21 protein-coding genes are annotated in these 26681 nt (G+C 52.4%); 11 read left to right on the forward strand and 10 right to left on the reverse strand.

The features are described from left to right. On the reverse strand, positions 1-2745 hold the full coding sequence (gene torS, locus RGV86_RS20980) for a TMAO reductase system sensor histidine kinase/response regulator TorS (protein ID WP_309508439.1): 2745 nt from the start codon (positions 2743-2745) through the stop codon (positions 1-3). A gap of 82 nt (positions 2746-2827) precedes the next feature. On the opposite strand from torS, the gene torT reads away from it, so the two are divergent. Then, complete coding sequence (gene torT / locus RGV86_RS20985; protein ID WP_085460605.1) at positions 2828-3856, forward strand: TMAO reductase system periplasmic protein TorT; 1029 nt, start codon at positions 2828-2830, stop codon at positions 3854-3856. Here the strand turns inward: torT and torR are convergent. After that, positions 3829-4521, reverse strand: coding sequence for a two-component system response regulator TorR (gene torR / locus RGV86_RS20990; protein ID WP_001120112.1), 693 nt, complete (start codon positions 4519-4521; stop codon positions 3829-3831). The genes torT and torR overlap by 28 nt on opposite strands. A gap of 129 nt (positions 4522-4650) precedes the next feature. On the opposite strand from torR, the gene torC reads away from it, so the two are divergent. The 3 genes from torC to torD are packed head-to-tail and all read left to right on the forward strand — an operon-like array spanning position 4651 to position 8965. Beyond that, the gene (gene torC / locus RGV86_RS20995; protein WP_085460606.1) at positions 4651-5823 is read left to right on the forward strand and encodes a pentaheme c-type cytochrome TorC; all 1173 of its coding nucleotides are present in this window, start codon (positions 4651-4653) and stop codon (positions 5821-5823) included. Then, entirely contained in the window at positions 5823-8369 is a 2547-nt protein-coding gene (gene torA / locus RGV86_RS21000; RefSeq protein WP_309513785.1) for a trimethylamine-N-oxide reductase TorA, read from the forward strand. The genes torC and torA overlap by 1 nt, the downstream gene beginning before the upstream one ends. Then, positions 8366-8965, forward strand: coding sequence for a molecular chaperone TorD (torD, locus tag RGV86_RS21005; RefSeq protein ID WP_085460607.1), 600 nt, complete (start codon positions 8366-8368; stop codon positions 8963-8965). The genes torA and torD overlap by 4 nt, the downstream gene beginning before the upstream one ends. A 154-nt stretch (positions 8966-9119) precedes the next feature. Here the strand turns inward: torD and cbpM are convergent, their stop codons facing one another. From cbpM to admX, 5 genes are all read right to left on the reverse strand, one after another. Then, entirely contained in the window at positions 9120-9425 is a 306-nt protein-coding gene (cbpM, locus tag RGV86_RS21010; RefSeq protein WP_000024502.1) for a chaperone modulator CbpM, read from the reverse strand. After that, a complete protein-coding gene (gene cbpA, locus RGV86_RS21015) occupies positions 9425-10345 on the reverse strand; it encodes a curved DNA-binding protein (protein WP_000420621.1) in 921 nt (306 codons plus the stop codon). Before cbpA ends, cbpM begins: the two co-directional genes overlap by 1 nt. A 213-nt stretch (positions 10346-10558) precedes the next feature. Continuing rightward, on the reverse strand, positions 10559-10915 hold the full coding sequence (locus tag RGV86_RS21020; RefSeq protein WP_137598407.1) for a RidA family protein: 357 nt from the start codon (positions 10913-10915) through the stop codon (positions 10559-10561). Continuing rightward, on the reverse strand, positions 10912-12165 hold the full coding sequence (locus tag RGV86_RS21025) for a D-amino acid dehydrogenase (protein ID WP_085460609.1): 1254 nt from the start codon (positions 12163-12165) through the stop codon (positions 10912-10914). Before RGV86_RS21025 ends, RGV86_RS21020 begins: the two co-directional genes overlap by 4 nt. A gap of 50 nt (positions 12166-12215) precedes the next feature. Next, on the reverse strand, positions 12216-13130 hold the full coding sequence (gene admX, locus RGV86_RS21030) for an HTH-type transcriptional regulator AdmX (RefSeq protein WP_000776565.1): 915 nt from the start codon (positions 13128-13130) through the stop codon (positions 12216-12218). A 272-nt stretch (positions 13131-13402) separates the two neighbouring features. On the opposite strand from admX, the gene RGV86_RS21035 reads away from it, so the two are divergent. Next, positions 13403-14836 (forward strand): gluconate:proton symporter, encoded by a 1434-nt coding sequence (locus RGV86_RS21035; protein WP_085460610.1) that lies wholly within the window; start codon positions 13403-13405, stop codon positions 14834-14836. A 157-nt stretch (positions 14837-14993) separates the two neighbouring features. Continuing rightward, positions 14994-16235, forward strand: coding sequence for a bifunctional glucose-1-phosphatase/inositol phosphatase (gene agp / locus RGV86_RS21040; RefSeq protein ID WP_000751742.1), 1242 nt, complete (start codon positions 14994-14996; stop codon positions 16233-16235). Between the two features lie 37 nt (positions 16236-16272). Here agp and RGV86_RS21045 read toward each other — a convergent pair whose 3' ends face one another. Together RGV86_RS21045 and wrbA are read right to left on the reverse strand one after the other, a co-directional pair. Beyond that, positions 16273-16500, reverse strand: a complete 228-nt coding sequence (locus RGV86_RS21045; protein ID WP_001143120.1) for a YccJ family protein — start codon at positions 16498-16500, stop codon at positions 16273-16275. 20 nt (positions 16501-16520) lie between these two features. Further along, a complete protein-coding gene (wrbA, locus tag RGV86_RS21050; RefSeq protein ID WP_001151442.1) occupies positions 16521-17117 on the reverse strand; it encodes an NAD(P)H:quinone oxidoreductase in 597 nt (198 codons plus the stop codon). Positions 17118-17478: 361 nt separating this feature from the next. Here wrbA and RGV86_RS21055 point away from each other — a divergent pair, with 361 nt between their 5' ends. Beyond that, positions 17479-17652 carry a con-10 family general stress protein gene (locus tag RGV86_RS21055; protein WP_001273661.1) on the forward strand — a complete coding sequence of 58 codons (174 nt, stop codon included), beginning with the start codon at positions 17479-17481 and terminating at the stop codon, positions 17650-17652. Positions 17653-17873: 221 nt separating this feature from the next. Beyond that, positions 17874-18512 (forward strand): HTH-type transcriptional regulator RutR, encoded by a 639-nt coding sequence (gene rutR, locus RGV86_RS21060; RefSeq protein ID WP_010344430.1) that lies wholly within the window; start codon positions 17874-17876, stop codon positions 18510-18512. Positions 18513-18551: 39 nt separating this feature from the next. On the opposite strand, the gene putA is transcribed toward rutR, so the two are convergent. Continuing rightward, positions 18552-22514, reverse strand: a complete 3963-nt coding sequence (gene putA / locus RGV86_RS21065; RefSeq protein WP_085460611.1) for a trifunctional transcriptional regulator/proline dehydrogenase/L-glutamate gamma-semialdehyde dehydrogenase — start codon at positions 22512-22514, stop codon at positions 18552-18554. 421 nt (positions 22515-22935) lie between these two features. On the opposite strand from putA, the gene putP reads away from it, so the two are divergent. The 3 genes from putP (at position 22936) to efeO (ending at position 26680) form a co-directional block, all read left to right on the forward strand. Beyond that, a complete protein-coding gene (gene putP, locus RGV86_RS21070; RefSeq protein ID WP_001018481.1) occupies positions 22936-24444 on the forward strand; it encodes a sodium/proline symporter PutP in 1509 nt (502 codons plus the stop codon). 220 nt (positions 24445-24664) lie between these two features. Next, the gene (efeU, locus tag RGV86_RS21075) at positions 24665-25495 is read left to right on the forward strand and encodes an iron uptake transporter permease EfeU (protein ID WP_085460612.1); all 831 of its coding nucleotides are present in this window, start codon (positions 24665-24667) and stop codon (positions 25493-25495) included. A 57-nt stretch (positions 25496-25552) separates the two neighbouring features. Continuing rightward, positions 25553-26680, forward strand: a complete 1128-nt coding sequence (gene efeO, locus RGV86_RS21080) for an iron uptake system protein EfeO (RefSeq protein WP_000154420.1) — start codon at positions 25553-25555, stop codon at positions 26678-26680. The last annotated feature ends 1 nt before the right edge of the window (position 26681 follow it).

The raw sequence follows: 26681 nt of genomic DNA on the forward strand, positions 1-26681 counted from the left end.
TCAAATCGCGTTCAGGTCTTTCTTATTCAACCATGCTTCCAGAGCGGCAACACTGTGTGTAATTTCTTCGTGTGGGAGGGGGGCAGATAATGGTTGCTGCTCCAGTTGCGCGCATAGCTGGCTGGCGCTACGCATTCCCAGACTCGCGCAGCTGCTTTTTAGCTGGTGCGCGGCACGTTTAATTTTTTCGCCGTCCTGCCTGGCGCGGGCTGCGTCTATTTCATCGAGAAGTGGCAGGGCATGTTGTTTAAATAATGTCAGCCATTCGCGAATACTCTCCGTCCCCATTAACTGAGCATCTTCATGGAGTTGCGATACATCCAGCGATTGATCTTTATTGGTTTGCAGTTGGAGATAGTGCGCCAGTAACTGACCGAGCACTTCACGCGGCACTGGTTTAGGGATAATCCCGCGAAAGAGCGAACTGGTTCGCTGGCGCAGCGTTTCGTCGATGACATGGGCGCTAAAGCCAATCAAAACCAGCGACGGATATTGCTGTACCAGTTGTCGGGCAAGGGTAATGCCGTCGATATCCGGCAGATCAAAATCCACCAGTGCGGCAGCAAATGGTTCACTATTTTGCAGCGTTTCTATCGCCTGCGCGGCATTGCCAACAGCCACGACCTGCGCACCACTGGTGTTTAGCATCTCAACGGTAATTCGCTGGGTTAGCGGGTTATCTTCAATTAACAGCAAACGTAAACCGTCCAGACGTACCGCCTGATTGACTGTTTTTGGCACGGGGGCAGTGGCAACACGTAACGGCAAGCGTAAACAAAAACAGCTTCCAGCCCCCGGCGTGCTGGTGGCGCTCAGTTCGCCGCCCATCGCCTGAGCCAGACTGCTACTGATAGTCAGCCCCAGCCCGGTGCCGCCGCGTTTGCCGCTTACCTGAACAAATGGCTGGAATATTTCTGCCAGTTTCGCGGGATCAATACCGCAGCCGCTGTCTTCCACTTCGACCAACCATTGCTCGCCATCAGTGCGACTGCGCAGGACGATCTGCCCCTCGTCAGTGAAACGCACGGCGTTGCTCAACAAGTTGGTAATAACCTGGCGAATACGTCGCGGATCGCCCATTAACGCGCTCGGTACATCGTTGGCAATTGCCGTTGCCAGGCGAATCGGGCGACCTTTCACCCGCCCGCTCATTAATTGCAGGGTACTTTCCAGCAGCGGGCGTGGTTCAAAGGGTTCATCGCTGACCGAAACATTTTTGCCCCCCGCTTCGATAGCCGAATAATCGAGGATATCGTTAAGGATGGTCAGCAGCGATTCGCCGGAGTCGGTAATTGCCCGCAAATCATCACGCTGGGCGTTAAGTGCGGGGTTATCTGCCAGCAGTTGCGCGGTGCCGAGAATACCGTACAGCGGTGTGCGGATCTCATGGCTCATTGCCGCCAGAAACGCAGATTTTGCCTGGCTGGCTTTTTCGGCTTCCGCACGAGCCTGTCGATGTTCTACCACCAGTTCCTGTAATTCAGCCGTGCGCGCTTTTACTTGTGCCGCCAGCTGTTCGCGCTGGCGATTCAGCGCATGAACGCTGCTGCGAAACGCATCCATCAGCCGCCCGATAGTATCCAGCTCCCGCACGCCAGCGGTTTCCGGGAAAGGGGAGTCGATATCACCGTCCAGCAAGCGTTGCAGCGCCTGCGTTTGTTCAGCAAGTGGACGTGTGACAGAGCGATAAACCACGCGCCAGAGGATCAGAATCAGTGCGCAAAGTGAAACCATCCCCAGCAATACCAGGCTGTATTGCCCGCGTGCGCTGGCTTTTTCCAGATGCGCCAGTCCATGTTGATTACGCAGCTCAATGGTGTCGACCAGCTGACTGACTTCGCTACTAAACTGCGCAAACTGGGCGATGTTATTTTGGGCGAGAGTGTGCAGGTGATTGCTGATTTCACTGTCCTGCTGATACAGCGCCAGCAAATCGCTATATTGGCTAACGGTAGTTAACGTTGTTGCGACCTGAGCACGAACTACCGGATCTTCAATGCGTATTTGCCGACGTTGCAGAATTTTCACCGCATTATTGAGCTGCTTTTCCAGCGTTGGCGCATTTTTCTGGATCTGTTCCAGCCCCAGATTCATCACCATTTGCTGCACCCGCAGAGCACTAAGGCGCAGTTCATTCATCTGGTTAACATACTCAAGATCGATATCAATCAGCCTGTCGAGTGCGCTTTCGGCGGCCTGACGCTGATGTTGTTCGATCAAATCGTAAATCCCGGCCTGGGTAGCTCCGGCGGAGGTGGCCGCATTATTCGCCTGACCTTGCGCCAGGCGTGCGATTTCATCGGCGGCGGCGACTATCTGCTGACTGAGTTGCTGTTGTTGCTGGCGCAGTTGCAAACGCTGCCCCACCAGCTCCCCTTGCTGACGTAACGAACGGGAGATCTCCTGCTCCTGTTGTTCAATAGCGGTGGTATCAAAACCTTGTTCCCGTAATGCTTGCAGCAACGCATTAATCTTCAGGCTTTGTGCGGTGAGCATTCGCCCCTGCGCCTGCCACATCTTTTCGTTATCGGCACTGGTCAGGTTCTGCGCGGCGAAAAGTTCCCAGGCGCTGGCTTCGCTCAACTGGCGCGCCATATTCATGGTAGGAATCAATGCCTGAGTGTTGTCTTTTTCCACCTGGCTGATAAAGCGCAGGTTGTACCATCCCACCAGGGTACTGGTCAGGGTTAACAGCGCCATCAGGGCAAAGCCCATCCAGAGCCTTCGGGTCAGGGTTAAATTCACGGTCGGTGCACTTAAGGTGAAAAATGTTGAGTCGCAAAGCGGAATACATCTAGCATAAAGCCTTATTATTGATGAGGCTATCATGCGCGTACTGCTATTTTTACTTCTTTCCCTTTTCATGTTATCGGCATTTTCGGCTGATAACCTGTTGCGCTGGCATGATGCGCAGCATTTCACGGTGCAACCCTTTACGCCGCTTAAAGCCAAACGCGCATGGAAACTGTGCGCGCTTTACCCCAGCCTGAAAGATTCATACTGGTTATCGTTGAACTATGGTATGCAGGAGGCTGCCCGCCGCTACGGTGTGGATTTAAAAGTGCTGGAGGCAGGCGGCTACAGCCAGTTGGCTACCCAGCAAGCACAAATCGACCAGTGTAAAGAGTGGGGTGCAGAGGCCATTTTGCTCGGTAGTAGCACGACGTCATTTCCCGATCTGCAAAAGCAGGTAGCAAGTCTGCCGGTGATCGAACTGGTAAATGCTATTGATGCTCCCCAGATAAAAAGCCGCGTTGGTGTGCCCTGGTTTCAGATGGGCTATCAACCAGGGCGATATCTGGTGCAATGGAGCCACGGTAAACCACTGAACGTGCTGTTGATGCCCGGCCCCGATAACGCCGGGGGCAGTAAGGAGATGGTAGAGGGGTTTCGCGCAGCCATTGCCGGAAGCCCGGTGCGTATTGTCGATATTGCGCTCGGCGACAACGATATTGAAATCCAGCGTAACCTGTTGCAGGAAATGCTGGAGCGCCATCCAGAAATCGACGTCGTTGCCGGAACGGCCATTGCGGCAGAGGCGGCAATGGGTGAAGGGCGTAACCTGAAAACGCCGCTTACCGTGGTGTCGTTTTATCTTTCACATCAGGTGTATCGCGGGCTGAAGCGGGGAAGAGTGATTATGGCTGCCAGCGATCAAATGGTCTGGCAGGGGGAACTGGCAGTTGAGCAGGCCATCAGGCAATTACAGGGGCAATCGGTGTCTGATAATGTCAGCCCACCGATTTTAGTTCTGACGCCGAAAAATGCCGACCGTGAACATATCCGCCGCTCGCTGTCGCCAGGGGGATTTCGTCCGGTTTATTTTTATCAGCACACATCAGCAGCTAAGAAATAACCTTCGCCATGTTGCGTCACCAGTAAATCCGCGCTGAGTTTATGGCGTAAACGACGAATTAACACATCGACGGTGCGCAGGTCAGGGTTTTCCACCCGACGCGCAGAAAGCATACGCAGCAGACGTTCACGGCTGAGAATTTCGCCCGGATTCGTCACAAATGCCACCAACATTTCATACTCTGCGCGGGTCAGTTTAATCGGCTCGCCATCCCGCTCCAGCGTATGGCGCGACACATTCAGGCAATAACCGGCAAAGCGATAGCAATTGTCCTGAGTGTGCGGTTGAGCTTGTCGCGCGAGGTCGATTCGCCAGAGCAGATTTTTTACCCGTACTACCAGTTCGCGCAGTTCCAGCGGTTTGGTGACGTAATCGTCTGCGCCCATTTCCAGCCCAACAATACGGTCAATCCGATCGCTGCGTCCGGTAACCAGAATAATCCCCACCGTTGAGCGTTCTCGCAGGGCGCGGGTTAACATCAGGCCATTTTCATCGGGCAAGTTGATATCCAGCAGAATTAAATCCACCGGCTGATTCTGCATAATTTCCCGCAGCCCGGCACCGCTCGCCGTAACGGAAACGGTATACCCCTCCTGAGTGAAGTAGGATTGTAATCGTGCCTGGGTAACTGGCTCATCTTCAACAATAACAATGTGATGTGGCATCAGAGGGTTTTACTCATTCTGTTCATATCTGTTCATATTCTGCCGTAAGCCGTTCATCCTGACCAGTGCCGCTGTTCATATTTGCTCATTAAGATCGCTTCACTAAACCATAATTTTACAGGGGCTATTATGCGGAAACTCTGGAACGCGCTACGCCGACCCAGTGCTCGTTGGTCGGTACTGGCGCTGGTCGCTATTGGGATTGTGATTGGCATTGCGCTGATTGTATTGCCACACGTTGGGATCAAAGTCACCAGCACAACCGAATTTTGTGTCAGTTGCCACAGTATGCAACCGGTGTATGAAGAATATAAACAGTCGGTGCATTTCCAGAACGCCTCCGGCGTGCGAGCTGAATGCCATGACTGTCATATCCCGCCGGATATTCCAGGCATGGTGAAGCGCAAACTGGAAGCGAGCAACGATATCTACCAGACCTTTATTGCCCACTCCATTGATACACCTGAAAAATTCGAAGCCAAACGCGCGGAACTTGCCGAGCGTGAATGGGCGCGAATGAAAGAAAACAACTCGGCAACCTGCCGCTCCTGCCATAACTACGATGCGATGGATCATGCGAAGCAGCATCCGGAAGCGGCACGTCAGATGAAGGTGGCAGCGAAAGTTAATCAATCCTGCATCGACTGTCATAAAGGTATTGCCCACCAGTTACCGGATATGAGTAGCGGCTTCCGTAAGCAGTTCGACGAGTTGCGCGCCAGTGCTAATGACAGTGGTGACACGCTGTACTCCATTGATATCAAGCCGATTTATGCGGCGAAAGGCGATAAAGAAGCGTCTGGTTCACTGCTGCCTGCTTCGGAAGTGAAAGTCCTTAAACGTGACGGCGACTGGCTGCAAATTGAGATTACCGGCTGGACAGAAAGCGCCGGACGTCAGCGTGTACTCACCCAGTTCCCAGGCAAACGCATCTTTGTTGCCTCGATTCGTGGTGATGTGCAGCAGCAGGTGAAAACGCTGGAGAAAACCACCGTTGCCGACACCAATACCGAGTGGAGCAAGTTACAGGCCACCGCGTGGATGAAGAAAGGCGACATGGTGAACGATATCAAACCGATCTGGGCTTATGCGGATTCGTTGTACAACGGCACTTGTAACCAGTGCCACGGCGCACCGGAAATCTCCCACTTTGACGCTAATGGTTGGATCGGCACGCTCAACGGCATGATTGGCTTTACCAGCCTCGATAAACGTGAAGAACGCACCTTGTTGAAATATCTGCAAATGAATGCGTCTGACACCGCAGGTAAGGCTCACGGCGATAAGAAGGAAGAAAAATAATGAACAATAACGATCTCTTTCAGGCATCACGTCGGCGTTTTCTGGCGCAGCTCGGCGGCTTAACCGTCGCCGGGATGCTGGGGCCGTCATTGTTAACGCCGCGCCGTGCGACTGCGGCGCAAGCGGCTACTGAGGCCGTCACCTCGAAAGAGGGCATTCTGACCGGATCGCACTGGGGGGCTATCCGCGCGACGGTGAAGGATGGTCGCTTTGTGGCGGCAAAACCGTTCGAACTGGATAAATATCCGTCGAAAATGATCGCCGGATTGCCGGATCACGTACACAACGCGGCGCGTATTCGTTATCCGATGGTACGCGTGGACTGGCTGCGTAAGCGCCATCTGAGCGATACCTCCCAGCGCGGTGATAACCGTTTTGTGCGCGTGAGCTGGGATGAAGCCCTCGACATGTTCTATGAAGAACTGGAACGCGTGCAGAAAACTCACGGGCCGAGTGCCTTGCTGACCGCCAGTGGTTGGCAATCGACGGGGATGTTCCATAACGCTTCGGGGATGCTGGCGAAAGCTATTGCCTTGCATGGTAATAGCGTTGGTACGGGCGGAGATTACTCTACCGGTGCTGCGCAGGTGATCCTGCCGCGCGTAGTCGGTTCGATGGAAGTGTATGAACAGCAAACCTCCTGGCCGCTGGTATTGCAGAACAGCAAAACCATTGTGCTGTGGGGCTCCGATTTGCTGAAAAACCAGCAAGCGAACTGGTGGTGCCCGGATCACGATGTTTATGAATATTACGAGCAGCTAAAAGCGAAAGTCGCCGCCGGTGAAGTTGTGGTCATCAGCATCGATCCGGTTGTCACATCCACCCATGAGTATCTGGGGCGCGAGCATGTGAAGCACATTGCGGTTAACCCGCAAACTGACGTGCCGCTGCAACTGGCGCTGGCACATACGCTGTACAGTGAAAACCTGTACGACAAAAACTTCCTCGCTAACTACTGTGTGGGTTTTGAGCAGTTCCTGCCGTATCTGCTGGGTGAGAAAGACGGTCAGCCGAAAGATGCCGCATGGGCTGAAAAACTGACCGGCATTGATGCCGAAACCATTCGTGGGCTGGCGCGGCAGATGGCGGCGAACAGAACGCAAATTATTGCTGGCTGGTGCGTGCAGCGTATGCAGCACGGTGAACAGTGGGCGTGGATGATTGTCGTTCTGGCGGCGATGCTGGGGCAAATTGGCCTGCCAGGTGGTGGCTTTGGTTTTGGCTGGCACTATAACGGCGCAGGCACGCCGGGGCGTAAAGGCGTTATTCTGAGTGGTTTCTCCGGCTCTACGTCGATTCCGCCTGTTCACGACAACAGTGACTACAAAGGCTACAGCAGCACCATTCCGATTGCCCGTTTTATCGATGCGATCCTCGAACCGGGGAAAGTGATCAACTGGAACGGTAAATCGGTAAAACTGCCGCCGCTGAAAATGTGTATTTTTGCCGGAACTAACCCGTTCCATCGCCATCAGCAGATCAACCGCATTATTGAAGGCTGGCGCAAGCTGGAAACGGTTATCGCCATAGATAACCAGTGGACCTCAACCTGCCGCTTTGCCGACATCGTGCTGCCTGCGACCACGCAGTTTGAGCGTAACGATCTCGACCAGTACGGCAACCACTCCAACCGTGGCATTATCGCCATGAAACAGGTCGTGCCGCCGCAGTTCGAGGCGCGCAACGACTTTGATATTTTCCGCGAGCTGTGCCGCCGCTTTAATCGCGAAGAAGCCTTTACCGAAGGGCTGGACGAAATGGGCTGGCTGAAACGCATCTGGCAGGAAAGTGTACAACAGGGTAAAGGACGCGGCGTTCATCTGCCCGCGTTTGATGACTTCTGGAATAACAAAGAGTACGTCGAGTTTGACCATCCGCAGATGTTCGTTCGCCACCAGGCATTCCGCGAAGATCCGGATCTCGAACCGCTGGGCACGCCGAGTGGCCTGATTGAGATCTACTCGAAAACCATCGCCGATATGAACTACGACGATTGTCAGGGGCATCCGATGTGGTTTGAGAAAATCGAACGTTCCCACGGTGGACCCGGCTCGCAGAAGTATCCGTTGCATCTGCAATCTGTGCATCCCGATTTCCGACTTCACTCACAGTTATGTGAATCTGAAACCCTGCGTCAGCAATATACGGTAGCGGGTAAAGAGCCAGTATTTATTAGCCCGCAGGATGCCAGTGCGCGCGGTATTCGTAACGGTGATGTGGTACGCGTGTTTAACGCTCGCGGTCAGGTGTTGGCAGGGGCAGTGGTTTCTGACCGCTATGCACCCGGCGTGGCGCGAATTCACGAAGGGGCATGGTACGATCCAGATAAAGGCGGCGAGCCTGGTGCGCTGTGCAAATACGGTAACCCCAACGTGTTGACCATCGACATCGGAACTTCGCAGCTGGCGCAGGCAACCAGTGCGCACACTACGCTGGTGGAAATTGAGAAGTACAACGGAACAGTGGAGCAGGTGACGGCATTTAGCGGCCCGATTGAGATGGTGGCGCAGTGCGAATATGTTCCGGCGTCGCAGGTGAAATCATGACCACGCTAACAGCACAACAGATTGCCTGTGTCTACGCCTGGCTGGCGCAGTTGTTCTCCCGTGAACTGGACGATGAACAACTGACGCAAATCGCCAGTGCGCAGATGGCTGAATGGTTTTCGTTGCTGAAAAGCGAACCGCCGCTCACTGCGGCGGTGAATGAGCTGGAAAATCGTATTGCCACTCTGACAGTACGTGACGATGCTCGTCTGGAACTGGCCGCTGACTTTTGCGGCCTGTTTCTGATGACCGACAAACAAGCCGCGCTGCCGTATGCATCGGCCTACAAACAGGACGAGCAAGAGATTAAACGCTTGTTAGTTGAGGCAGGGATGGAAACCAGCGGCAATTTCAACGAACCGTCAGATCATCTGGCGATCTATCTGGAGTTGTTAAGTCATCTGCATTTTTCACTGGGAGAGGGGACTGTTCCTGCGCGAAGAATCGACAGTTTGCGGCAAAAAACACTGACGGCGCTGCGGCAATGGTTACCGGAGTTTGCTGCGCGTTGCCGTCAGTATGATAGCTTTGGTTTTTACGCGGCACTAAGCCAGTTGTTGCAGGTGTTGGTGGAGTGCGACAACCAAAAGAGATAATGCCGATTTGTAGGCCTGATAAGACGCGGTAAGCGTCGCATCAGGCATTATGGCAGAGCCGCCGGATGCGGCGTGAACGCCTTATCCGGCCTACGGGAACAGTGCCCTTTGTAGGCCTGATATGACGCGTTAAGCGTCGCATCAGGCAACAAACTCACGGATGAGCCACAAACCGGGAAAGCCGCTGGCGCAGCAGGCGGTTTTCCTGTTTCAGATGTGCAATATCATCCATTAACGTCAGCGCCACCGCGATCCCCGGCCAGTCCAGCGCCAGCTCATTACGCAGCCGTACTGCGCGTTGCACCACGATGGCGGCATGGTCGTCAAATACCCAGGTTGTTTCCTGGATCTCACGCGGTTCAACCACCCCCAAACCGACAATTTCATTCAACTCCTCTTCAGAGATGCCGGTATGCAGGCAAAATTCGGTAATGGTAAAAGTCACCATAACATTAGCCATCATGCTTTCCCCCAATCTTTGCGTGGATCAAAAGACGACTGGGCGTCTGCCAGTTGCTGCCACAGCGCGGCAGTGTTTTCATCTGGTTTCGGCGGCATCACGATTTTCAGTACCGCATACAGATCGCCGGTCTGTTTTTTGCTCACCAGACCTTTGCCTTTAACGCGCAATCGTTGCCCGGCCTGGCTGCCAGGCGGGATAGTCAGCAAAATGCTTTCTTTCAGTGTTGGGACGGTGACTTTAGCACCCAGCGCCGCTTCCCACGGGCTAACCGGCACCACAATTTCCAGATCCTGACCGACAATATCAAACAGCGGATGCGGCGCAATATGAATCACCAGCCACAAATCGCCATTTGGACCACCGTTTTCGCCCGGCGTCCCCTGGCCTTTCAGGCGGATGCGTTGACCATTGCCGACGCCCGCCGGGATCTTCACATTCAGCGTTTTCGGAATTTCCTGTTCGATCATGCCAAAGGCGTTATAAACCGGCAGGTTATAGCTGATGGTACGCTTGTGCTCAGTAAGCGTTTCTTCAAGGAATACCGCCACTTCGATTTCAATATCGTGGCCACGTGTAGCGGGGCGCTGGCGACTCTGGCGGGCATGTTGACCGAAAATTGACGAGAAGATATCGTCAAAATCTTCGGCGTTAAAACTCTGACCGTCGCCATGATGGAACTGACGGTTAAATTGCGGATCGTTGCGATGTTGCCACATCTGATCATACTCAGCGCGACGTTGCTCATCACTCAACACTTCCCACGCTTCAGCGACCTCTTTGAAGCGGGCTTCGGCATCGGGTTCTTTACTGACATCGGGATGGTATTTACGGGCCAGTCGACGATAGGCGGTCTTGATTGTCTTGAGATCGTCCGTCGGTTTCACGCCCATGATGGCGTAATAATCCTTTAATTCCATAGCGTTATCTCGCGTAAATCAATACAGACAAAGGGAAACCCCTGACAAGGTATCAGTGTTAAGTGTAGGGGAAATCAGAAAAAATCGTAGGCCAGAGACAACAACATAACTAAAAATGATATTTTCAGCCTGAATGTTGGCAGGTAAAAGAGGGGACGTTTAACCTTCAGGGATGCCCCATGACGACCTTGCCAGGGGGCAGAAAATGGGGGCTTATCCCGCTTTTACCGCAGTTACCATCACTTCAACCAGAATCTCCGGGCGGGCCATCTCAGCTTGTACGGTAGCACGTGCCGGGTTATATCCTTCTGGTATCCAGCTAACCCATACGTCGTTGAAATCGGCAAAATCGCGGCTGATATCTTTTAACCATATCTGAGCGGACAAGAGATGAAATTTATCACTGTCAGCTGCCGCAAGTAATTCGTCGATTTTCTCCAGCACTTCGCGCGTTTGTTGCGCGATGGACGGGGTATTGCTCTTCGGTGTCTGACCGGAGAGAAAAACAAGATTGCCATATTCCACGCTGGCGGCAAGACGCGGTTGTGGGTTATTACGTTTGATATTCAAGCTGATTGGCTCCATGTCAGTCCATCAAGTGAAATTGCAGGGTCTTCGCCCGACAGCAGAGCGCCTAACACCACGGCACTACCCGCCGCCAGCGTAAAGCCCAGACTGCCCTGACCAAGATTCATCCATAGATTTTGATACTTCGCCCGTCCTAATAGTGGCGGACCCGCAGGGGTGGATGGACGCATACCCGTCCATAATTCGGCCTCATCGATACCTTGCAGTTGCGGAAAGCTGGCCGCTACGATCTGTTTTAAAGCGCCAATGCGTTCAGAGCGCAGTTCATTACCGTCATAGCCAATATCGACCATGGCGGCGATGCGCAACCGATCACCGAGTCGGGCATAGACAATTTTATGACCATAGTCGGTGACACTGATTTGTGGTGCGATCCCCATTTTTTGTGGGAAGGGGAGCGTCAGACTGTAACCTTTCAGACCGCAGAGCGGTACGTGAGTCCCGGTTCCGGCAAGCAAATGCGTGCTGCCATTACCGGCGGCAACGACATAATCATCCGCAACCAGCGTTCCAGTGCGGGTGGTAATAGAGACAATGCGCTCACCTTTTTTATTCAACTGCAAAACTTCACAATCGGTTTGTAGCGAAAAATTCGCGCTGGCATTAAGTTTGGCAAGTAATGCCTGACAGAACTTATAGCAATCTGCCGTTTCATCGCCGGGGGAGTAAATACCACCGCACAGGGAATGACCAATATGTTTTAGTGCAGGTTCAAGATGAACACACTCTTCGCGTGATAAAGCCTGTTGAAATTGCGGATCAATGCCTTTTGCCGCTTTGGCTAAATCTTGCTGACGGCGATGAATAATCAGTTTGCCAGAACGGCGCCAGTGAAAATCATCAAGATTATCTTCCAGCAACCATGCTTCCATGACCTGACGACTTAACAGTGATAAGCGTAAAATATGGTCGCCATTGAGTTTATTTGTCCGGCTATTACAGGACATTAAAAACGCCAGCAACCAGCGCCACTGGCTAAATGACAGGCGCAAACGCATATTCAGAGGGGAGTCACTTTTCCCCATCCATTTAAGCCCCTGCATCGGTACGCCTTTATCCGCCAGAGGGGCAACGTAGCGATAGCTGAGTTGCCCGCCATTAGCGAAACTGGTGGCGACGCCTGCCTGACTGTTGCGTTCTAACAATTGCACCTGATGGCCCTGTTTTACCAGCACCCATGCTGTCGCCAGACCAATTACCCCGCCGCCAATAACTACAATGCGTTTTTTCATCACCTGAGATATCCACCGCTAATAAGTGCGTTGGGGATATGTCAAAACATTTAGGCCTGAGGAGCAATTGACTTTTTATTTTCAGGGTATAACTCAAGGTTAATGGCTCGCAGTTGCTGACGTAATTGCTGACAGAGGAAATCGACAAATTTTTGTGTAATAGGGCTAAGCGAAACATCGGCACGGCGTAGCAAACAAAGGTCAATTTTCATTGGGGGGGCGATGGGGTGAATCGTCTCTGCCGGGAGGTTATGACGGGCAGAGAAAATATCGGTAATACTGCATCCCATTCCTCGTTTTACAAATTCAGTCGCCATGTAATAGGTCTGGACATTCAGGCGTGTCGTCAAAAAATCACGTCGTTTAGCTATTGCATCAGAAAGGGAATAGGGGCCGGGAGAAATCCAGCGTTGTTGGTCAATCTTGTCTATTTCTACCGCGCCCTGTCGATAGTCCCGGTCGATATAAACCAGCGGAACTTCGGCTATCAGCGTCGTCATAATCTCCCCCTGTTGAATCGGCTGTAGCGTCAGAGCCAGATCAATCTCGCGCAGATCAAGCTTTTTAACCAACGTTTCGGTGTGCTCTGTCGTCAGTGTCATTACCAGATTCGCATTCTGCTGGTAAAACGCAGTGACTATTTCCGGCACCAGACTTAATCCCAGGCTTGGCAGACATCCCAGAGCTATTCTGGCTCGCGGATCTCGCGTCAGGTTATCGGCCAGCAGTCGCAGGTTATCGAGTTCGTGATAAATCGACTGCGCTTTTTCAAAAAGTGTGATCGCTTCGCTGGTTGGAAGAAGCTTGCCACGCACTCGCTGAAAGAGCTGAAACCCGAGTTTTTGTTCAGCGTTTTTTAACGCTTTACTGGCGGCCGGCTGGGAAATATTCAGCGATTCCGCTGCCCGGGAAAGTGTCCCGCATGTCATTACGGCATAGAAGATTTCCAGGTGGCGCAGTTTCATTAAGAGTTAACCCAGAGTTATAGACAATAGATAAAAAGTCATTTCATGGTAACACCAAGTTAACATAAATTTAATCTGTAACGCCTGTTCTGGTAACAATGCGTTATTTGCCCACCTAAAGGGGTTAATTACGAACTCAGAATAATACCTGTAGTACCCGGACAAACCCTCAGTGCATTTTGCTAACAATAATAACGAGGGGGGATATTTTCTGAGCTGTCCAAATACATCGGCTGATATTGATGGTCGATTCGATGGGGTTAAGGAGTTATATGAGTGACTCAATGCTCGCTGGTGGTTCGCTAACCAGACAAAATATCACCAAAAAGAATGTCATTATTGGTTTACTGTTGGTTGTTTTTTTACTGACAGCGTTCTGGTGTCAGGGGCGTCCAGGTAATGAACTCGGACTGCTTGGTTTTACACCGCTGGTAGCGTTAGCGGTGCTCTCGTTGATAGGCGTCGATATTGTTCTGGCGGTTATTTCATCGATTATTATTGCGATGATAATGACTTCCACCGGCTTACCTGAAATGGGCTCCATGCTGGCAAAATCGACGGGATCGTTTATCGCCACTGTAGGTCTGATTATTATGCTTGGCGCCGGTGTCGGGGAAGTGGCAACACGTACCGGAGCCGCCGTTGAACTGGTCAAATTTGTGGTACATCGTATCGGGCTTTCCAGCCAGACGCGGGTCAAATTTGGCATCGTTGTCTCTTCCATTCTCATCTGTGGCGCGCTGGGTACTATGGCTGGCGGTAATGCCATTATTGTTGCGGTGATTATTCCTGTGGCGGCGGCAGTACGGCTGACGCCTCCCACGGTGGCTGCACTGATGATGACGGCGGGTTCAGTGGGATTGTTTACCGGGCCATTTACCCCCAGTACCGTGACGATTTTACAACTCGGCGGCCTGACTTATCCGCAATACCTGATGTACGTTGGGCTACCAATGAGCGCCGTGACGTTATTCGCTGGCTGGATCATGGCCGGGCGAATTCAGAAGATGACGGAAGGAAAATTACATTACGAAGTGGATCTCTCTGAGAAAACTCAGGAAGAAGAGCAGCCCGCCCGTGTTCGCCGTCGCAAGCTCAGCGCGCTGGCATTTGCCGCAACCATTATTGTTATGGCGGTTATCGGTGTAGTGATAAAAGCAGGTTTTAGTTTTGCCATTATCGTGATGTTACTGGTGGCTTTGATCACCGGACTGGTGGGAGGATTAAGCCCTGCCGGGATACTGCAGGCGCTGTATAAGGGGTGTGGCAGACTGGTGTGGATGTTTCTGCTCTACTGGCTGTATAACCCGATTCTGGAACTTATGGATAGCCTGCAGGCGTATCAGGGGTTGCTCGAATACACTCAACCTCTGTTAACCGGGATATCACCAGCATGGCTTTGCTTCTGTATTTTTGCCTTTAACATTATCGGTCATGTGCCAGGCGCCGCTGTTGCTCAGATGACCTTTACGCACAAAATATTTGGTCCGATGTTGATGGCTGCGGGAGTGCCGCCACAGGGGACAACGGCGGTATTGTTGGCCTCATCGCAAGTGGACTGGTTTGGGCCTTTCCCTTCATCGGATATGTTTGGTCAAATGGGGCTGGCACAATCAACCCATCTGAAATATATGCTTTATAACGGTTGGACCATTGTCATTGCCAATATCATTCTTTTTGCCGTGCTGTTTCAGATATTAGTTTAACGATACAAACCAGGCGATAGCGCAGCTACTGTCAGTCATCGCCTGGTGCCCTGCAAGTTTCCCGCCTCGTTATCTGCTAATTTGCGAACCGGTTCCCGGAAATAAGTCATATTTCTGTCACACTCTTTAATCATTGATAACAAAAGAGGTGTGAGGAATGAAAAAAACGCTAATCGCCGCAGCCGTGGCAGGGATGGCTTTGCTTTCTTCAAATACTCAGGCACAGGCTGTACCGGAGGGCTATCAGCTACAGCAAGTGCTTATGATGAGTCGCCATAACTTACGCGCACCGCTGGCTAATAATGGCAGTGTGCTTGAGCAGTCGACGCCGAATAAATGGCCAGAATGGGATGTTCCCGGCGGGCAGCTCACCACTAAAGGTGGCGTGCTGGAAGTGTATATGGGGCATTACATGCGTGAATGGCTGGCAGAGCAGGGGATGGTAAAGTCGGGTGAATGCCCGTCGCCGGACACCGTTTATGCCTACGCAAACAGCCTGCAACGTACCGTCGCTACCGCGCAGTTCTTTATTACCGGCGCATTCCCTGGATGTGATATTCCTGTTCATCACCAGGAAAAAATGGGCACTATGGATCCAACCTTTAACCCGGTAATCACCGATGATTCCGCCGCATTCAGTGAGCAGGCGGTGGCGGCAATGGAGAAAGAGTTCAGCAAACTACAACTGACTGACAGCTATCAGCTACTGGAAAAAATCGTTAACTATAAAGACTCTCCAGCCTGTAAAGAGAAGCAGCAATGTTCGCTGGTGGATGGCAAAAATACCTTCAGTGCGAAGTATCAACAAGAGCCGGGCGTTTCCGGGCCATTGAAAGTAGGCAACTCGCTGGTGGATGCTTTCACTTTGCAATACTACGAAGGTTTCCCGATGGATCAGGTGGCGTGGGGGGAAATTAAATCTGACCAACAGTGGAAGGTGTTGTCGAAGCTGAAAAACGGCTACCAGGACAGCTTGTTTACCTCACCGGAAGTAGCGCGCAATGTTGCGAAACCGTTGGTCAGTTATATCGACAAAGCCCTGGTCACCGATCGTGCCAGCGCACCGAAAATCACTGTGCTGGTGGGGCATGACTCTAACATCGCCTCATTGCTGACCGCGCTGGACTTTAAACCCTATCAGTTGCATGACCAGAACGAACGCACGCCAATTGGCGGCAAAATCGTTTTCCAGCGTTGGCATGACAGCAAAGCCAATCGTGATTTGATGAAAATTGAATATGTTTATCAAAGTTCGGAACAGTTGCGTAATGCCGACGCGTTAACGTTACAGGCTCCGGCTCAGCGGGTGACGCTGGAATTAAGCGGTTGCCCGATAGACGCTGATGGTTTCTGTCCAATGGATAAGTTTGATAGCGTGTTGAATGAAGCAGTGAAATAACAGAAAACTCCCCCGCGAGAAACGGGGGAGTCACTGGTTAAACGTTTTTACGTTCGATGGTCTGTTCGCCCCAAAAAAGCGAATCTTTATCGGTTTTGGCAAAGGCTTTGACTAACACTTCATCGCTACCTTCTTCCCAAATTTTTTCCGCCATTTTCTCGTCGTACCCGGCGACTTCAAAAATGGCCTCGGCTATTTCCGGCGACGTATTGCGCAGAGATGCCCATTCACCCACGTGATGAGCTTTCGCTTCTTGAGTTGGCATGCGTATCCTCCTGTTGAAGATTAGCCATTAAGTTTGACTGCCAGACCAGCAACATATTCCCCCTGGTAACGTGCGATAGACAACTCTTCCTGACTGGGCTGGCGCGAACCGTCACCGCCTGCAATGGTGGTCGCGCCATAAGGCGTTCCGCCGCGAACCTGCGAGACGTCAAATAATTCCTGTGCTGCGTAGCCAATGGGGACAATCACCATGCCGTGATGTGCAAGGGTCGTCCAGGTTGAAGTGATAGTCTGTTCCTGACCGCCGCCGGTGCCGGTCGAACTAAAGACGCTCGCCAGTTTGCCGTACAGAGCGCCGGAAGCCCACAGGCCGCCAGTCTGATCCAGGAAAGTACGCATCTGGCCTGACATATTGCCAAAGCGGGTTGGTGTACCAAAAATAATCGCGTCGTAATCGGCCAGTTCTTGCGGGGTTGCAACGGGCGCAGTTTGCGTTTTACCGCCTGCTTTTTCGAATAATTGCGGCTGCATGGTCTCCGGTACACGCTTAACGACAACTTCTGCGCCATCGACTTTGCTTGCGCCTTCAGCGACTGCACGCGCCATCGTTTCGATATGTCCGTACATGGAATAATAAAGCACCAGAACTTTAGCCATTTCTAACCACTCCTCGTGTTATCTCTATTCCGTAGCGATTCGCTACCACTCATTTAAAGATAAGACGTCCTATTCAGAGTGCAAATTTCACAACCACTTATTTGATTTATAACAATTTTCACAAGCATGTAATTTTGTCGCAAAATGATACATTTTTATCCCATAGTGTTTTTTTAATCATAAGAGCGGCTTATGGCTGATTACCGGAAATGATATCTATTCTCGCTAAGAAGCTGTTGCAGGATATTACCAAACGCAGGCTTACCCGCGTCAGTTCACTAAGCTTAGTCCCACGTAGCGAAAATATGGCACCCGCCATACGCCGCGTTAATCCTGGGCACTATGATGACGGAGGTCAGTAATGGCAAACCATCGAGGCGGTTCCGGCAATTTTGCAGAAGACCGCGAAAGAGCATCAGAAGCAGGTAAAAAAGGTGGACAGCACAGCGGGGGGAATTTCAAAAATGACCCGCAGCGCGCATCTGAAGCAGGAAAAAAAGGGGGCAAAAGCAGTCACGGCAAAAGCAACAACTAGCCGGGCTACTCTATGATGAATGCGTTTTGTCTGACGCGCGTCAATACGCCACTGCCGCCGGTAATTCCGGCGGTTTTTCGTTCTGGTACTCTCCTTAATATCCTCGTGTTAATACCTTTCTCGCTCATTCCACCATTATTCATTCGTGCCGTGAATGTTGATGGTCGAGGCATCGTGCTGATTTTGCTATCCTGTTGCCAGTCTACAAGAGGGGTGAGCGCATGACGCAAGGCGCAGTGAAAACAACGGGTAAACGTTCGCGCGCAGTGAGTGCGAAGAAAAAAGCGATTCTTGGTGCGGCACTGGACACTTTTTCACAATTCGGTTTTCACGGCACAAGGCTGGAGCAGATCGCAGAGTTGGCGGGTGTTTCAAAAACCAATCTGCTGTATTACTTTCCGTCAAAAGAGGCGCTGTATATTGCCGTGCTGCGGCAGATTCTCGATATCTGGCTGGCACCGTTAAAAGCGTTTCGTGAAGATTTCGCCCCGCTGGCGGCGATCAAAGAGTACATCCGTCTGAAGCTGGAAGTCTCCCGTGATTATCCGCAGGCTTCGCGCCTGTTCTGTATGGAGATGCTGGCAGGCGCGCCGCTGTTAATGGATGAACTGACGGGCGATTTGAAAGCATTAATTGATGAGAAATCGGCGCTGATTGCCGGTTGGGTCAAAAGCGGCAAACTCGCGCCGATTGACCCGCAGCATCTGATTTTTATGATTTGGGCTTCCACTCAACATTACGCCGATTTCGCCCCTCAGGTGGAGGCGGTGACAGGCGCGACGTTGCGCGATGAGGTATTTTTCAATCAAACGGTTGAAAACGTGCAGCGGATTATTATTGAGGGGATTCGACCACGTTAAAGATGCCGGAGGAGGTTGTAACATCCTCCGGCTACCTGTTTAACCGATCGTCATTAAACTGGCGTTACCGCCAGCGGCAGCGGTATTCACACTCAGCGAACGTTCGATATACAGCCGTTCCAGCAGGATATTGCTTTCGCCACGGGCAAAACCCTGCACCGAAACAATTGCGCCATCCCGCGCGGCAACCGCTTCACACAGTGCACGAAGCTGATCCGAATCACCGTGGAAGATCACCGCATCAAACGGTTGAGCGGTAATATTTTCCGCTTTCGCCAGTTGAATACGTTCGCTGACTGCCGATGGCAATGCCTTCACTAGCTGACGATGCAGCGCGTCATCCGTCCACAGCACCTGACTGCCAACGGCCAACACGGCGGCAAGCTGAGTTAATGCATCCTGTTCATCATCGGCAATACACAACACGCGCTCACGCGGCAGCAGTGTCCAGGTATTACGTTCACCCGTCGGTCCAGGTAGCAATCGCTGTGTTCCTGCCTGCGCCAGCTCACCATATTGCGCACATAACGTCTGCAATTCTGCCCGGTTTGCCGCCCATTCCCGCAGTGCATTCAGTGGCTGAGTCAATGCGGCTTTCAACTGTGCATCGACCGGATACTCTGCATCCTGACGCGCGAGTGTCACTGCCAGCGCGCTTTCCGGGCGATTCGCCAGCAGACGGTAGAGATAGAGCGGACCGCCTGCTTTCGGACCTGTACCGGACAACCCTTCGCCGCCGAACGGCTGCACACCAACCACCGCACCAACCATATTGCGATTAACATACAAATTACCGACATGCGCTGAGCCAGTGACCTGGGCAATGGTTTCATCAATACGCGTATGGACGCCGAGCGTCAGACCATAACCGGAAGCGTTAATCTGCTCGATCAGCTCCGGCAATTGATTACGGTTGTAGCGCACCACATGCAGCACCGGACCAAAGACCTCTTTTTGCAATTCGGCAAAGTCATCCAGTTCGATCAGCGTCGGAGCAACAAAAGTGCCGCTTTGCCATTCACGGGCATCTTCGCTGTTTTCCCGCACCGCCTGGAACACCGGACGGCCTTTGCTGCGCATGGTCTGAATATGACGCTCAATATTGGTTTTCGCTTCGCTATCAATTACCGGCCCGATATCGGTGGTCAGGCGACCCGGATTACCCATTCGGCACTCAGCCATTGCGCCGCGCAGCATTTTCAGCGTGTGGTCGGCAATCTCATCTTGCAGGCACAGTACACGCAGCGCCGAACAACGCTGACCTGCACTGTCGAACGCCGAAGCCAGTACATCCACGACGACCTGTTCGGTCAGTGCTGAAGAATCGACAATCATCGCGTTCATGCCGCCGGTTTCAGCAATGAGCGGAATGGGGCGACCCTGAGCGTCCAGGCGGCTGGCGATATTGCGTTGCAGTAACGTGGCGACTTCGGTTGAACCGGTAAACATCACCCCGCGCACGCGATCATCCCCCGTCAGTTGCGCACCTACGGTTTCACCCTGACCTGGCAGCAACTGCACTACGCCTGGCGGTACACCCGCTTCCAGCAAAATGGCGATCCCTTGCGCGGCAATCAGCGGCGTTTGTTCTGCCGGTTTTGCCAGTACGCTGTTACCTGCCGCCAGAGCGGCAGCGATCTGCCCGGTGAAAATCGCCAGCGGGAAGTTCCACGGGCTGATACACACCACAGGCCCTAATGGACGGTGGGTTTCGTTAGCGAAATCATCCCGCACCTGTCCCGCGTAATAGTGGAGAAAATCGACGGCTTCACGCACTTCGGCGATGGCGTTACTGAAGGTTTTTCCGGCTTCACGCACCAGAATACCAATCAGTTGCTGCATCTGGCTTTCCATCAGCACGGCAGCGCGATGCAATATCGCCGCACGTTCAGCCGGAGGAGTGGCAAACCAGATTGGCGCGTTATTGACAGCATTTTCCAGTGCCTGTTCCACTTCACGCGGCGTGGCTTCACGCACATAGCCAACGATATCTTTTGGTTCTGCCGGGTTAATAACGGGCGACATTTCACCTGTCGAAACCGGCTGTTCCAGCATTGGCTGGGCCTGCCATTTTTGCAGTGCGCTGTTGAGCAGGGCAGAGGAGAGCGATGCCAGACGATGTTCATTGGCAAGATCTAATCCTGCCGAGTTATCGCGCCCCTGACCGTAAAGATCGCGCGGCAGGGGAATTTTCGGATGCGGTAAGCCTGTTTGCCCTTCCTGTTGCGCAATTTTTTCTACAGCCGCGACCGGATCGGCAACCAGTTCATCCAGTGGCAAAGAGGTGTCGGCAATACGGTTAACAAACGAGGTGTTGGCACCATTTTCCAGCAGGCGACGCACCAGATACGCCAGCAGCGTTTCATGTGTGCCGACAGGGGCATAAATACGACACGGACGATTAAGTTTACCGTCGGCGATTTTCCCGGTGACCTGCTCATACAGTGGCTCGCCCATACCATGCAGGCACTGGAACTCGTACTGACCCGGGTAGTAGTTTTGACCCGCCAGTTGATAAATTGCCGCCAGCGTATGGGCGTTGTGCGTCGCGAACTGCGGATAAATTAAATTCGGCACCGCCAGCAGCTTTTTCGCACAGGCGAGATAAGAAACGTCGGTATACACCTTACGGGTATAAACTGGATAACCTTCAAGGCCGTCCATTTGCGCACGCTTGATTTCACTGTCCCAGTACGCGCCTTTCACCAGGCGAATCATCAGACGGCGACGGCTGCGGGTGGCGAGATCAATCAGGTAATCGATCACCAGCGGGCAGCGTTTCTGATAAGCCTGAATAACAAAACCGATGCCGTTCCAGCCTGCCAGTTCAGGCTCGAAACAGAGTTTTTCCAGCAAATCGAGGGAGATCTCCAGACGATCGGCCTCTTCGGCGTCAATGTTGATACCAATATCGTACTGACGCGCCAGCAGGGTTAATGATTTCAGACGCGGGTAAAGCTCGTCCATTACCCGGTCGTACTGGGCGCGGCTATAACGCGGATGCAGCGCCGACAGTTTGATTGAAATGCCCGGCCCTTCATAGATGCCACGACCGTTGGACGCTTTACCAATGGCATGAATCGCCTGCTGATAGGACACCATATACGCCTGCGCATCTGCGGCGGTCAGCGCGGCTTCGCCGAGCATATCGTAAGAGTAACGGAAACCTTTCTCTTCCAGCTTGCGGGCATTGGCTAATGCTTCCGCGATGGTCTCACCGGTGACAAACTGTTCGCCCATCAGGCGCATCGCCATATCCACACCTTTGCGGATCAGTGGTTCACCGCTCTTACCGATAATGCGGTTCAGCGAACGGGAGAGGCTGGCTTCGTTATGGGTAGAAACCAGTTTGCCGGTAAACAGCAGCCCCCAGGTGGCGGCATTTACAAACAAAGACGGGCTACGACCAATATGTGACTGCCAGTTACCGTTGCTGATTTTGTCGCGAATTAACGCGTCACGGGTGGCTTTGTCGGGAATACGCAATAACGCTTCTGCCAGACACATCAGCGCCACGCCTTCCTGCGATGACAGTGAAAACTCCTGTAATAGCCCCTGAACCATGCCTGCGCGACCACTGGCGTTTTTTTGATTACGCAGTTTATCTGCCAGTTGATATGCCAGTTTGTGCGCCTGTTCAGCAACCGGCTGCGGCAGACGAGCTTGTTCCAGCAGCATAGAAACCGCTTCGGTTTCCGGGCGGCGATAGGCAGCGGTGATGGCAGCACGGGAAACTGACTGCGGCAAAATTTGCTCGGCAAAGTCGAGGAATGGCTGGTGTGGTTCCTCTGCCGGAGTCGGTGCTTCATCGCTCTCATTGGCAGCGCCAGAAAGCAGCGCAGGCAGCTCCGGCAGGGTATCGCTGTTCTCCAGTTGTTCAAGATAAGAAAAAATCGCCTGCTTAATTAACCAGTGTGGCGTGCGATCGATACGTGTCGCGGCAGACTTAATACGCTCACGCGTCGCGTCGTCCAGCTTAACCCCCATGGTGGTGGTTCCCATGCCATTACTCCTGTTGTTCTGAAAGGTGCAACTTAACGTTATTGTGAAATATCTATTATGTTGCAACTTTGTGCAACCATGTTAAATGTGACTTACGTAGCAAGCTTAAAAATGAATTAAATGTTAATAAAAGAAATCGATATGACAGGGAATAAAAAAATAACGCAGACTTTTTCTCTGCGGCAGTTAACATTTTTGACAGGTGCAACCGCAAAAAATGTGAGGGAGTGCAACCTGATGAAAAATAGTATCGCTGGGCACTAAAATTTAATGTAAATGATGTGTTAAATCGATTGTGAATAACCAACGCTTCCGGCAGGATACGGTCGCCCTGGTAAACATAAACTCTGTTACCCCGTTCCGGTGGCAGATATAACGGCAAGTTTCGACATTGCCGATAATAATTTTTTGGAGACTTTAGATGGCTATTAGCACACCGATGTTGGTGACATTTTGTGTCTATATCTTTGGCATGATATTGATTGGGTTTATCGCCTGGCGATCGACTAAAAACTTTGACGACTATATTCTGGGCGGTCGCAGCCTTGGGCCGTTTGTAACGGCATTATCGGCGGGGGCGTCGGATATGAGCGGCTGGCTGTTAATGGGGTTGCCGGGCGCAGTCTTTCTTTCCGGGATTTCCGAAAGCTGGATCGCTATTGGTCTGACATTAGGCGCGTGGATTAACTGGAAACTGGTGGCCGGGCGGTTGCGTGTGCATACCGAATACAACAATAACGCCTTAACCTTGCCGGATTATTTCACCGGGCGCTTTGAAGATAAAAGCCGTATTTTGCGCATTATCTCCGCGCTGGTTATTTTGCTGTTCTTCACCATTTATTGCGCTTCGGGCATTGTGGCAGGCGCGCGTCTGTTTGAAAGCACCTTTGGCATGAGCTACGAAACGGCTCTGTGGGCAGGTGCAGCGGCGACCATCCTTTATACCTTTATTGGTGGGTTCCTCGCGGTGAGCTGGACCGATACCGTACAGGCCAGTCTGATGATTTTTGCCCTGATCCTGACGCCGGTTATCGTCATTATCAGCGTCGGTGGTTTTGGTGACTCGCTGGAAGTGATCAAACAAAAGAGCATTGAAAACGTGGATATGCTCAAAGGGCTGAACTTTGTCGCCATTATCTCGCTGATGGGCTGGGGGCTGGGTTACTTCGGGCAGCCGCATATTCTGGCACGTTTTATGGCGGCGGATTCTCACCATAGCATCGTCCATGCGCGTCGTATCAGTATGACCTGGATGATCCTCTGCCTCGCTGGGGCGGTGGCTGTCGGCTTCTTTGGGATTGCTTACTTTAATGATCATCCGGCGGTAGCAGGTGCGGTAAATCAGAATGCCGAGCGCGTGTTTATCGAACTGGCGCAAATTCTGTTTAACCCGTGGATAGCCGGGATCCTGCTGTCGGCGATTCTGGCTGCGGTGATGTCAACGTTAAGCTGCCAGCTGCTGGTATGTTCCAGTGCGATTACCGAAGATCTGTACAAAGCATTTCTGCGTAAACATGCCAGCCAGAAAGAGCTGGTGTGGGTAGGGCGTGTTATGGTGCTGGTGGTGGCGCTGGTGGCCATTGCGTTGGCAGCGAACCCGGAAAACCGCGTGCTGGGGCTGGTGAGCTACGCGTGGGCAGGCTTTGGCGCGGCGTTTGGTCCGGTGGTGCTGTTCTCGGTGATGTGGTCACGCATGACGCGCAACGGCGCGCTGGCGGGAATGATCATCGGTGCGCTCACGGTTATCGTCTGGAAACAGTTCGGCTGGCTGGGCCTGTACGAAATTATTCCGGGCTTTATCTTCGGCAGTATCGGGATTGTGGTGTTCAGTTTGCTGGGTAAAGCGCCGTCAGCGGCGATGCAAAAACGTTTTGCTGAAGCAGATGCGCATTATCATTCGGCGCCGCCGTCACGGTTGCAGGAAGGTTAAGGGAAGGCGTTTTACCGAAAATCCCACGTCATAATGGGAAGCAGACAGAGGGCAATCAGTGATTGCCCTCTGTGTTTTCTCGCAAAAAAAAATTTACATTTCCTCATCATTATCACTACATTCCGCTTGTGTTTTTCTCCGCCGTAATGATAATCGCTATCACTGCGATTTACTTTTCTTTGCATAGATTGACTCAGAAAAACGTTTAAGGGTGGGTGGCATGTTTGTTCCGTTTCTCATTATGTTGCGCGAAGGACTTGAAGCCGCGCTGATTGTCAGTTTGATTGCCAGCTATCTTAAGCGTACCCAGCGAGGCCGATGGATTGGTGTGATGTGGGTTGGCGTGTTGCTTGCCGCTGCGTTGTGCCTGGGGCTGGGTATCTTCATTAACGAAACTACCGGCGAATTTCCGCAAAAAGAACAGGAACTGTTCGAAGGTATCGTGGCGGTGATCGCCGTGGTGATCCTCACCTGGATGGTTTTCTGGATGCGCAAAGTGTCGCGCAACGTCAAAGTGCAACTGGAGCAGGCGGTCGATAGCGCATTGCAGCGCGGGAATCATCACGGCTGGGCGCTGGTGATGATGGTCTTTTTTGCCGTTGCAAGGGAAGGGCTGGAGTCGGTCTTTTTCCTGCTGGCGGCATTTCAACAAGATGTCGGGATCTGGCCGCCGCTCGGCGCAATGCTTGGCCTCGCCACTGCCGTGGTGCTTGGTTTCCTGCTCTACTGGGGCGGTATTCGCCTCAATCTTGGCGCATTTTTCAAATGGACCAGCCTGTTTATTCTCTTCGTCGCCGCAGGGCTGGCAGCTGGTGCTATTCGCGCATTTCATGAAGCCGGATTGTGGAACCACTTTCAGGAAATCGCCTTCGATATGAGCGCGGTGCTGTCAACTCACTCGCTGTTTGGCACGCTGATGGAAGGGATTTTTGGTTATCAGGAAGCGCCGAGCGTCAGCGAAGTCGCCGTCTGGTTTATTTATCTCATCCCGGCGCTGGTGGCGTTTGCTCTGCCGCCACGTGCAGGAACGACAGCGTCTCGCTCCGCGTAACAAATACGACGCAAACTCTTGCTTAGTTACAACATACTTTAAAGGGATAGTCTCGTCATGACCATTAACTTCCGTCGTAGCGCACTGCAATTAAGCGTGGCTGCGCTGTTCTCTTCTGCTTTTATGGCTAACGCCGCCGATATTCCGCAAGTCAAAGTGACCGTGACGGATAAGCAGTGCGAACCAATGACTATTACGGTTAACGCCGGGAAAACTCAGTTTATCATTCAGAACCACAGTCAGAAGGCGCTGGAGTGGGAGATCCTCAAAGGCGTGATGGTGGTGGAAGAGCGGGAAAATATCGCCCCTGGTTTTAGCCAGAAAATGACGGCGAATTTACAGCCTGGTGAATACGATATGACCTGCGGTCTGCTGACTAACCCGAAAGGGAAGTTGATCGTCAAAGGCGAGGCGACAGCGGATGCGGCGCAAAGTGATGCACTGTTAAGCCTCGGCGGTGCAATTACCGCATATAAGGCGTATGTCATGGCGGAAACCACGCAGCTGGTGACCGACACTAAAGCCTTTACCGACGCCATTAAAGCGGGCGATATCGAAAAAGCGAAAGCACTGTATGCACCGACGCGCCAGCACTATGAGCGCATTGAACCGATCGCTGAACTGTTCTCCGATCTGGATGGCAGCATTGACGCCCGTGAGGATGATTACGAGCAAAAAGCCGCCGACCCAAAATTCACCGGTTTCCACCGTCTGGAAAAAGCCTTGTTTGGCGACAACACCACCAAAGGAATGGATCAGTACGCTGACCAGCTTTATACCGATGTGGTCGATTTGCATAAACGCATCAGTGAACTGGCTTTCCCACCTTCAAAAGTGGTCGGCGGCGCAGCGGGACTGATTGAGGAAGTGGCAGCCAGCAAAATTAGCGGTGAAGAAGATCGCTACAGCCACACCGATCTGTGGGATTTCCAGGCTAACGTTGAAGGCTCGCAGAAAATTGTCGATCTGCTGCGTCCACAACTGCAAAAAGCTAACCCGGAATTGCTGGCAAAAGTCGATGCCAACTTCAAAAAGGTCGATACCATTCTGGCGAAATACCGTACCAAAGACGGTTTTGAAACCTACGACAAATTGACCGATGCCGACCGTAACGCGCTAAAAGGCCCGATTACCGCGCTGGCGGAAGATCTGGCGCAACTTCGTGGTGTGCTGGGGCTGGACTAAG

The sequence above is a fragment of the Escherichia ruysiae genome, assembly GCF_031323975.1.
GTDB classification, from domain to species: domain Bacteria; phylum Pseudomonadota; class Gammaproteobacteria; order Enterobacterales; family Enterobacteriaceae; genus Escherichia; species Escherichia ruysiae.

What these genes read in the sequence shown, in the direction of transcription:
- torT (WP_085460605.1), top strand. Translation starts at nt 2,828, where the DNA reads ATGCGCGTACTGCTATTTTTACTTCTTTCCCTTTTCATGTTATCGGCA.
- torR (WP_001120112.1), bottom strand. Translation starts at nt 4,521, where the DNA reads ATGCCACATCACATTGTTATTGTTGAAGATGAGCCAGTTACCCAGGCA.
- torC (WP_085460606.1), top strand. Translation starts at nt 4,651, where the DNA reads ATGCGGAAACTCTGGAACGCGCTACGCCGACCCAGTGCTCGTTGGTCG.
- torA (WP_309513785.1), top strand. Translation starts at nt 5,823, where the DNA reads ATGAACAATAACGATCTCTTTCAGGCATCACGTCGGCGTTTTCTGGCG.
- torD (WP_085460607.1), top strand. Translation starts at nt 8,366, where the DNA reads ATGACCACGCTAACAGCACAACAGATTGCCTGTGTCTACGCCTGGCTG.
- cbpM (WP_000024502.1), bottom strand. Translation starts at nt 9,425, where the DNA reads ATGGCTAATGTTATGGTGACTTTTACCATTACCGAATTTTGCCTGCAT.
- cbpA (WP_000420621.1), bottom strand. Translation starts at nt 10,345, where the DNA reads ATGGAATTAAAGGATTATTACGCCATCATGGGCGTGAAACCGACGGAC.
- RGV86_RS21025 (WP_085460609.1), bottom strand. Translation starts at nt 12,165, where the DNA reads ATGAAAAAACGCATTGTAGTTATTGGCGGCGGGGTAATTGGTCTGGCG.
- admX (WP_000776565.1), bottom strand. Translation starts at nt 13,130, where the DNA reads ATGAAACTGCGCCACCTGGAAATCTTCTATGCCGTAATGACATGCGGG.
- RGV86_RS21035 (WP_085460610.1), top strand. Translation starts at nt 13,403, where the DNA reads ATGAGTGACTCAATGCTCGCTGGTGGTTCGCTAACCAGACAAAATATC.
- agp (WP_000751742.1), top strand. Translation starts at nt 14,994, where the DNA reads ATGAAAAAAACGCTAATCGCCGCAGCCGTGGCAGGGATGGCTTTGCTT.
- RGV86_RS21045 (WP_001143120.1), bottom strand. Translation starts at nt 16,500, where the DNA reads ATGCCAACTCAAGAAGCGAAAGCTCATCACGTGGGTGAATGGGCATCT.
- wrbA (WP_001151442.1), bottom strand. Translation starts at nt 17,117, where the DNA reads ATGGCTAAAGTTCTGGTGCTTTATTATTCCATGTACGGACATATCGAA.
- RGV86_RS21055 (WP_001273661.1), top strand. Translation starts at nt 17,479, where the DNA reads ATGGCAAACCATCGAGGCGGTTCCGGCAATTTTGCAGAAGACCGCGAA.
- rutR (WP_010344430.1), top strand. Translation starts at nt 17,874, where the DNA reads ATGACGCAAGGCGCAGTGAAAACAACGGGTAAACGTTCGCGCGCAGTG.
- putA (WP_085460611.1), bottom strand. Translation starts at nt 22,514, where the DNA reads ATGGGAACCACCACCATGGGGGTTAAGCTGGACGACGCGACGCGTGAG.
- putP (WP_001018481.1), top strand. Translation starts at nt 22,936, where the DNA reads ATGGCTATTAGCACACCGATGTTGGTGACATTTTGTGTCTATATCTTT.
- efeU (WP_085460612.1), top strand. Translation starts at nt 24,665, where the DNA reads ATGTTTGTTCCGTTTCTCATTATGTTGCGCGAAGGACTTGAAGCCGCG.
- efeO (WP_000154420.1), top strand. Translation starts at nt 25,553, where the DNA reads ATGACCATTAACTTCCGTCGTAGCGCACTGCAATTAAGCGTGGCTGCG.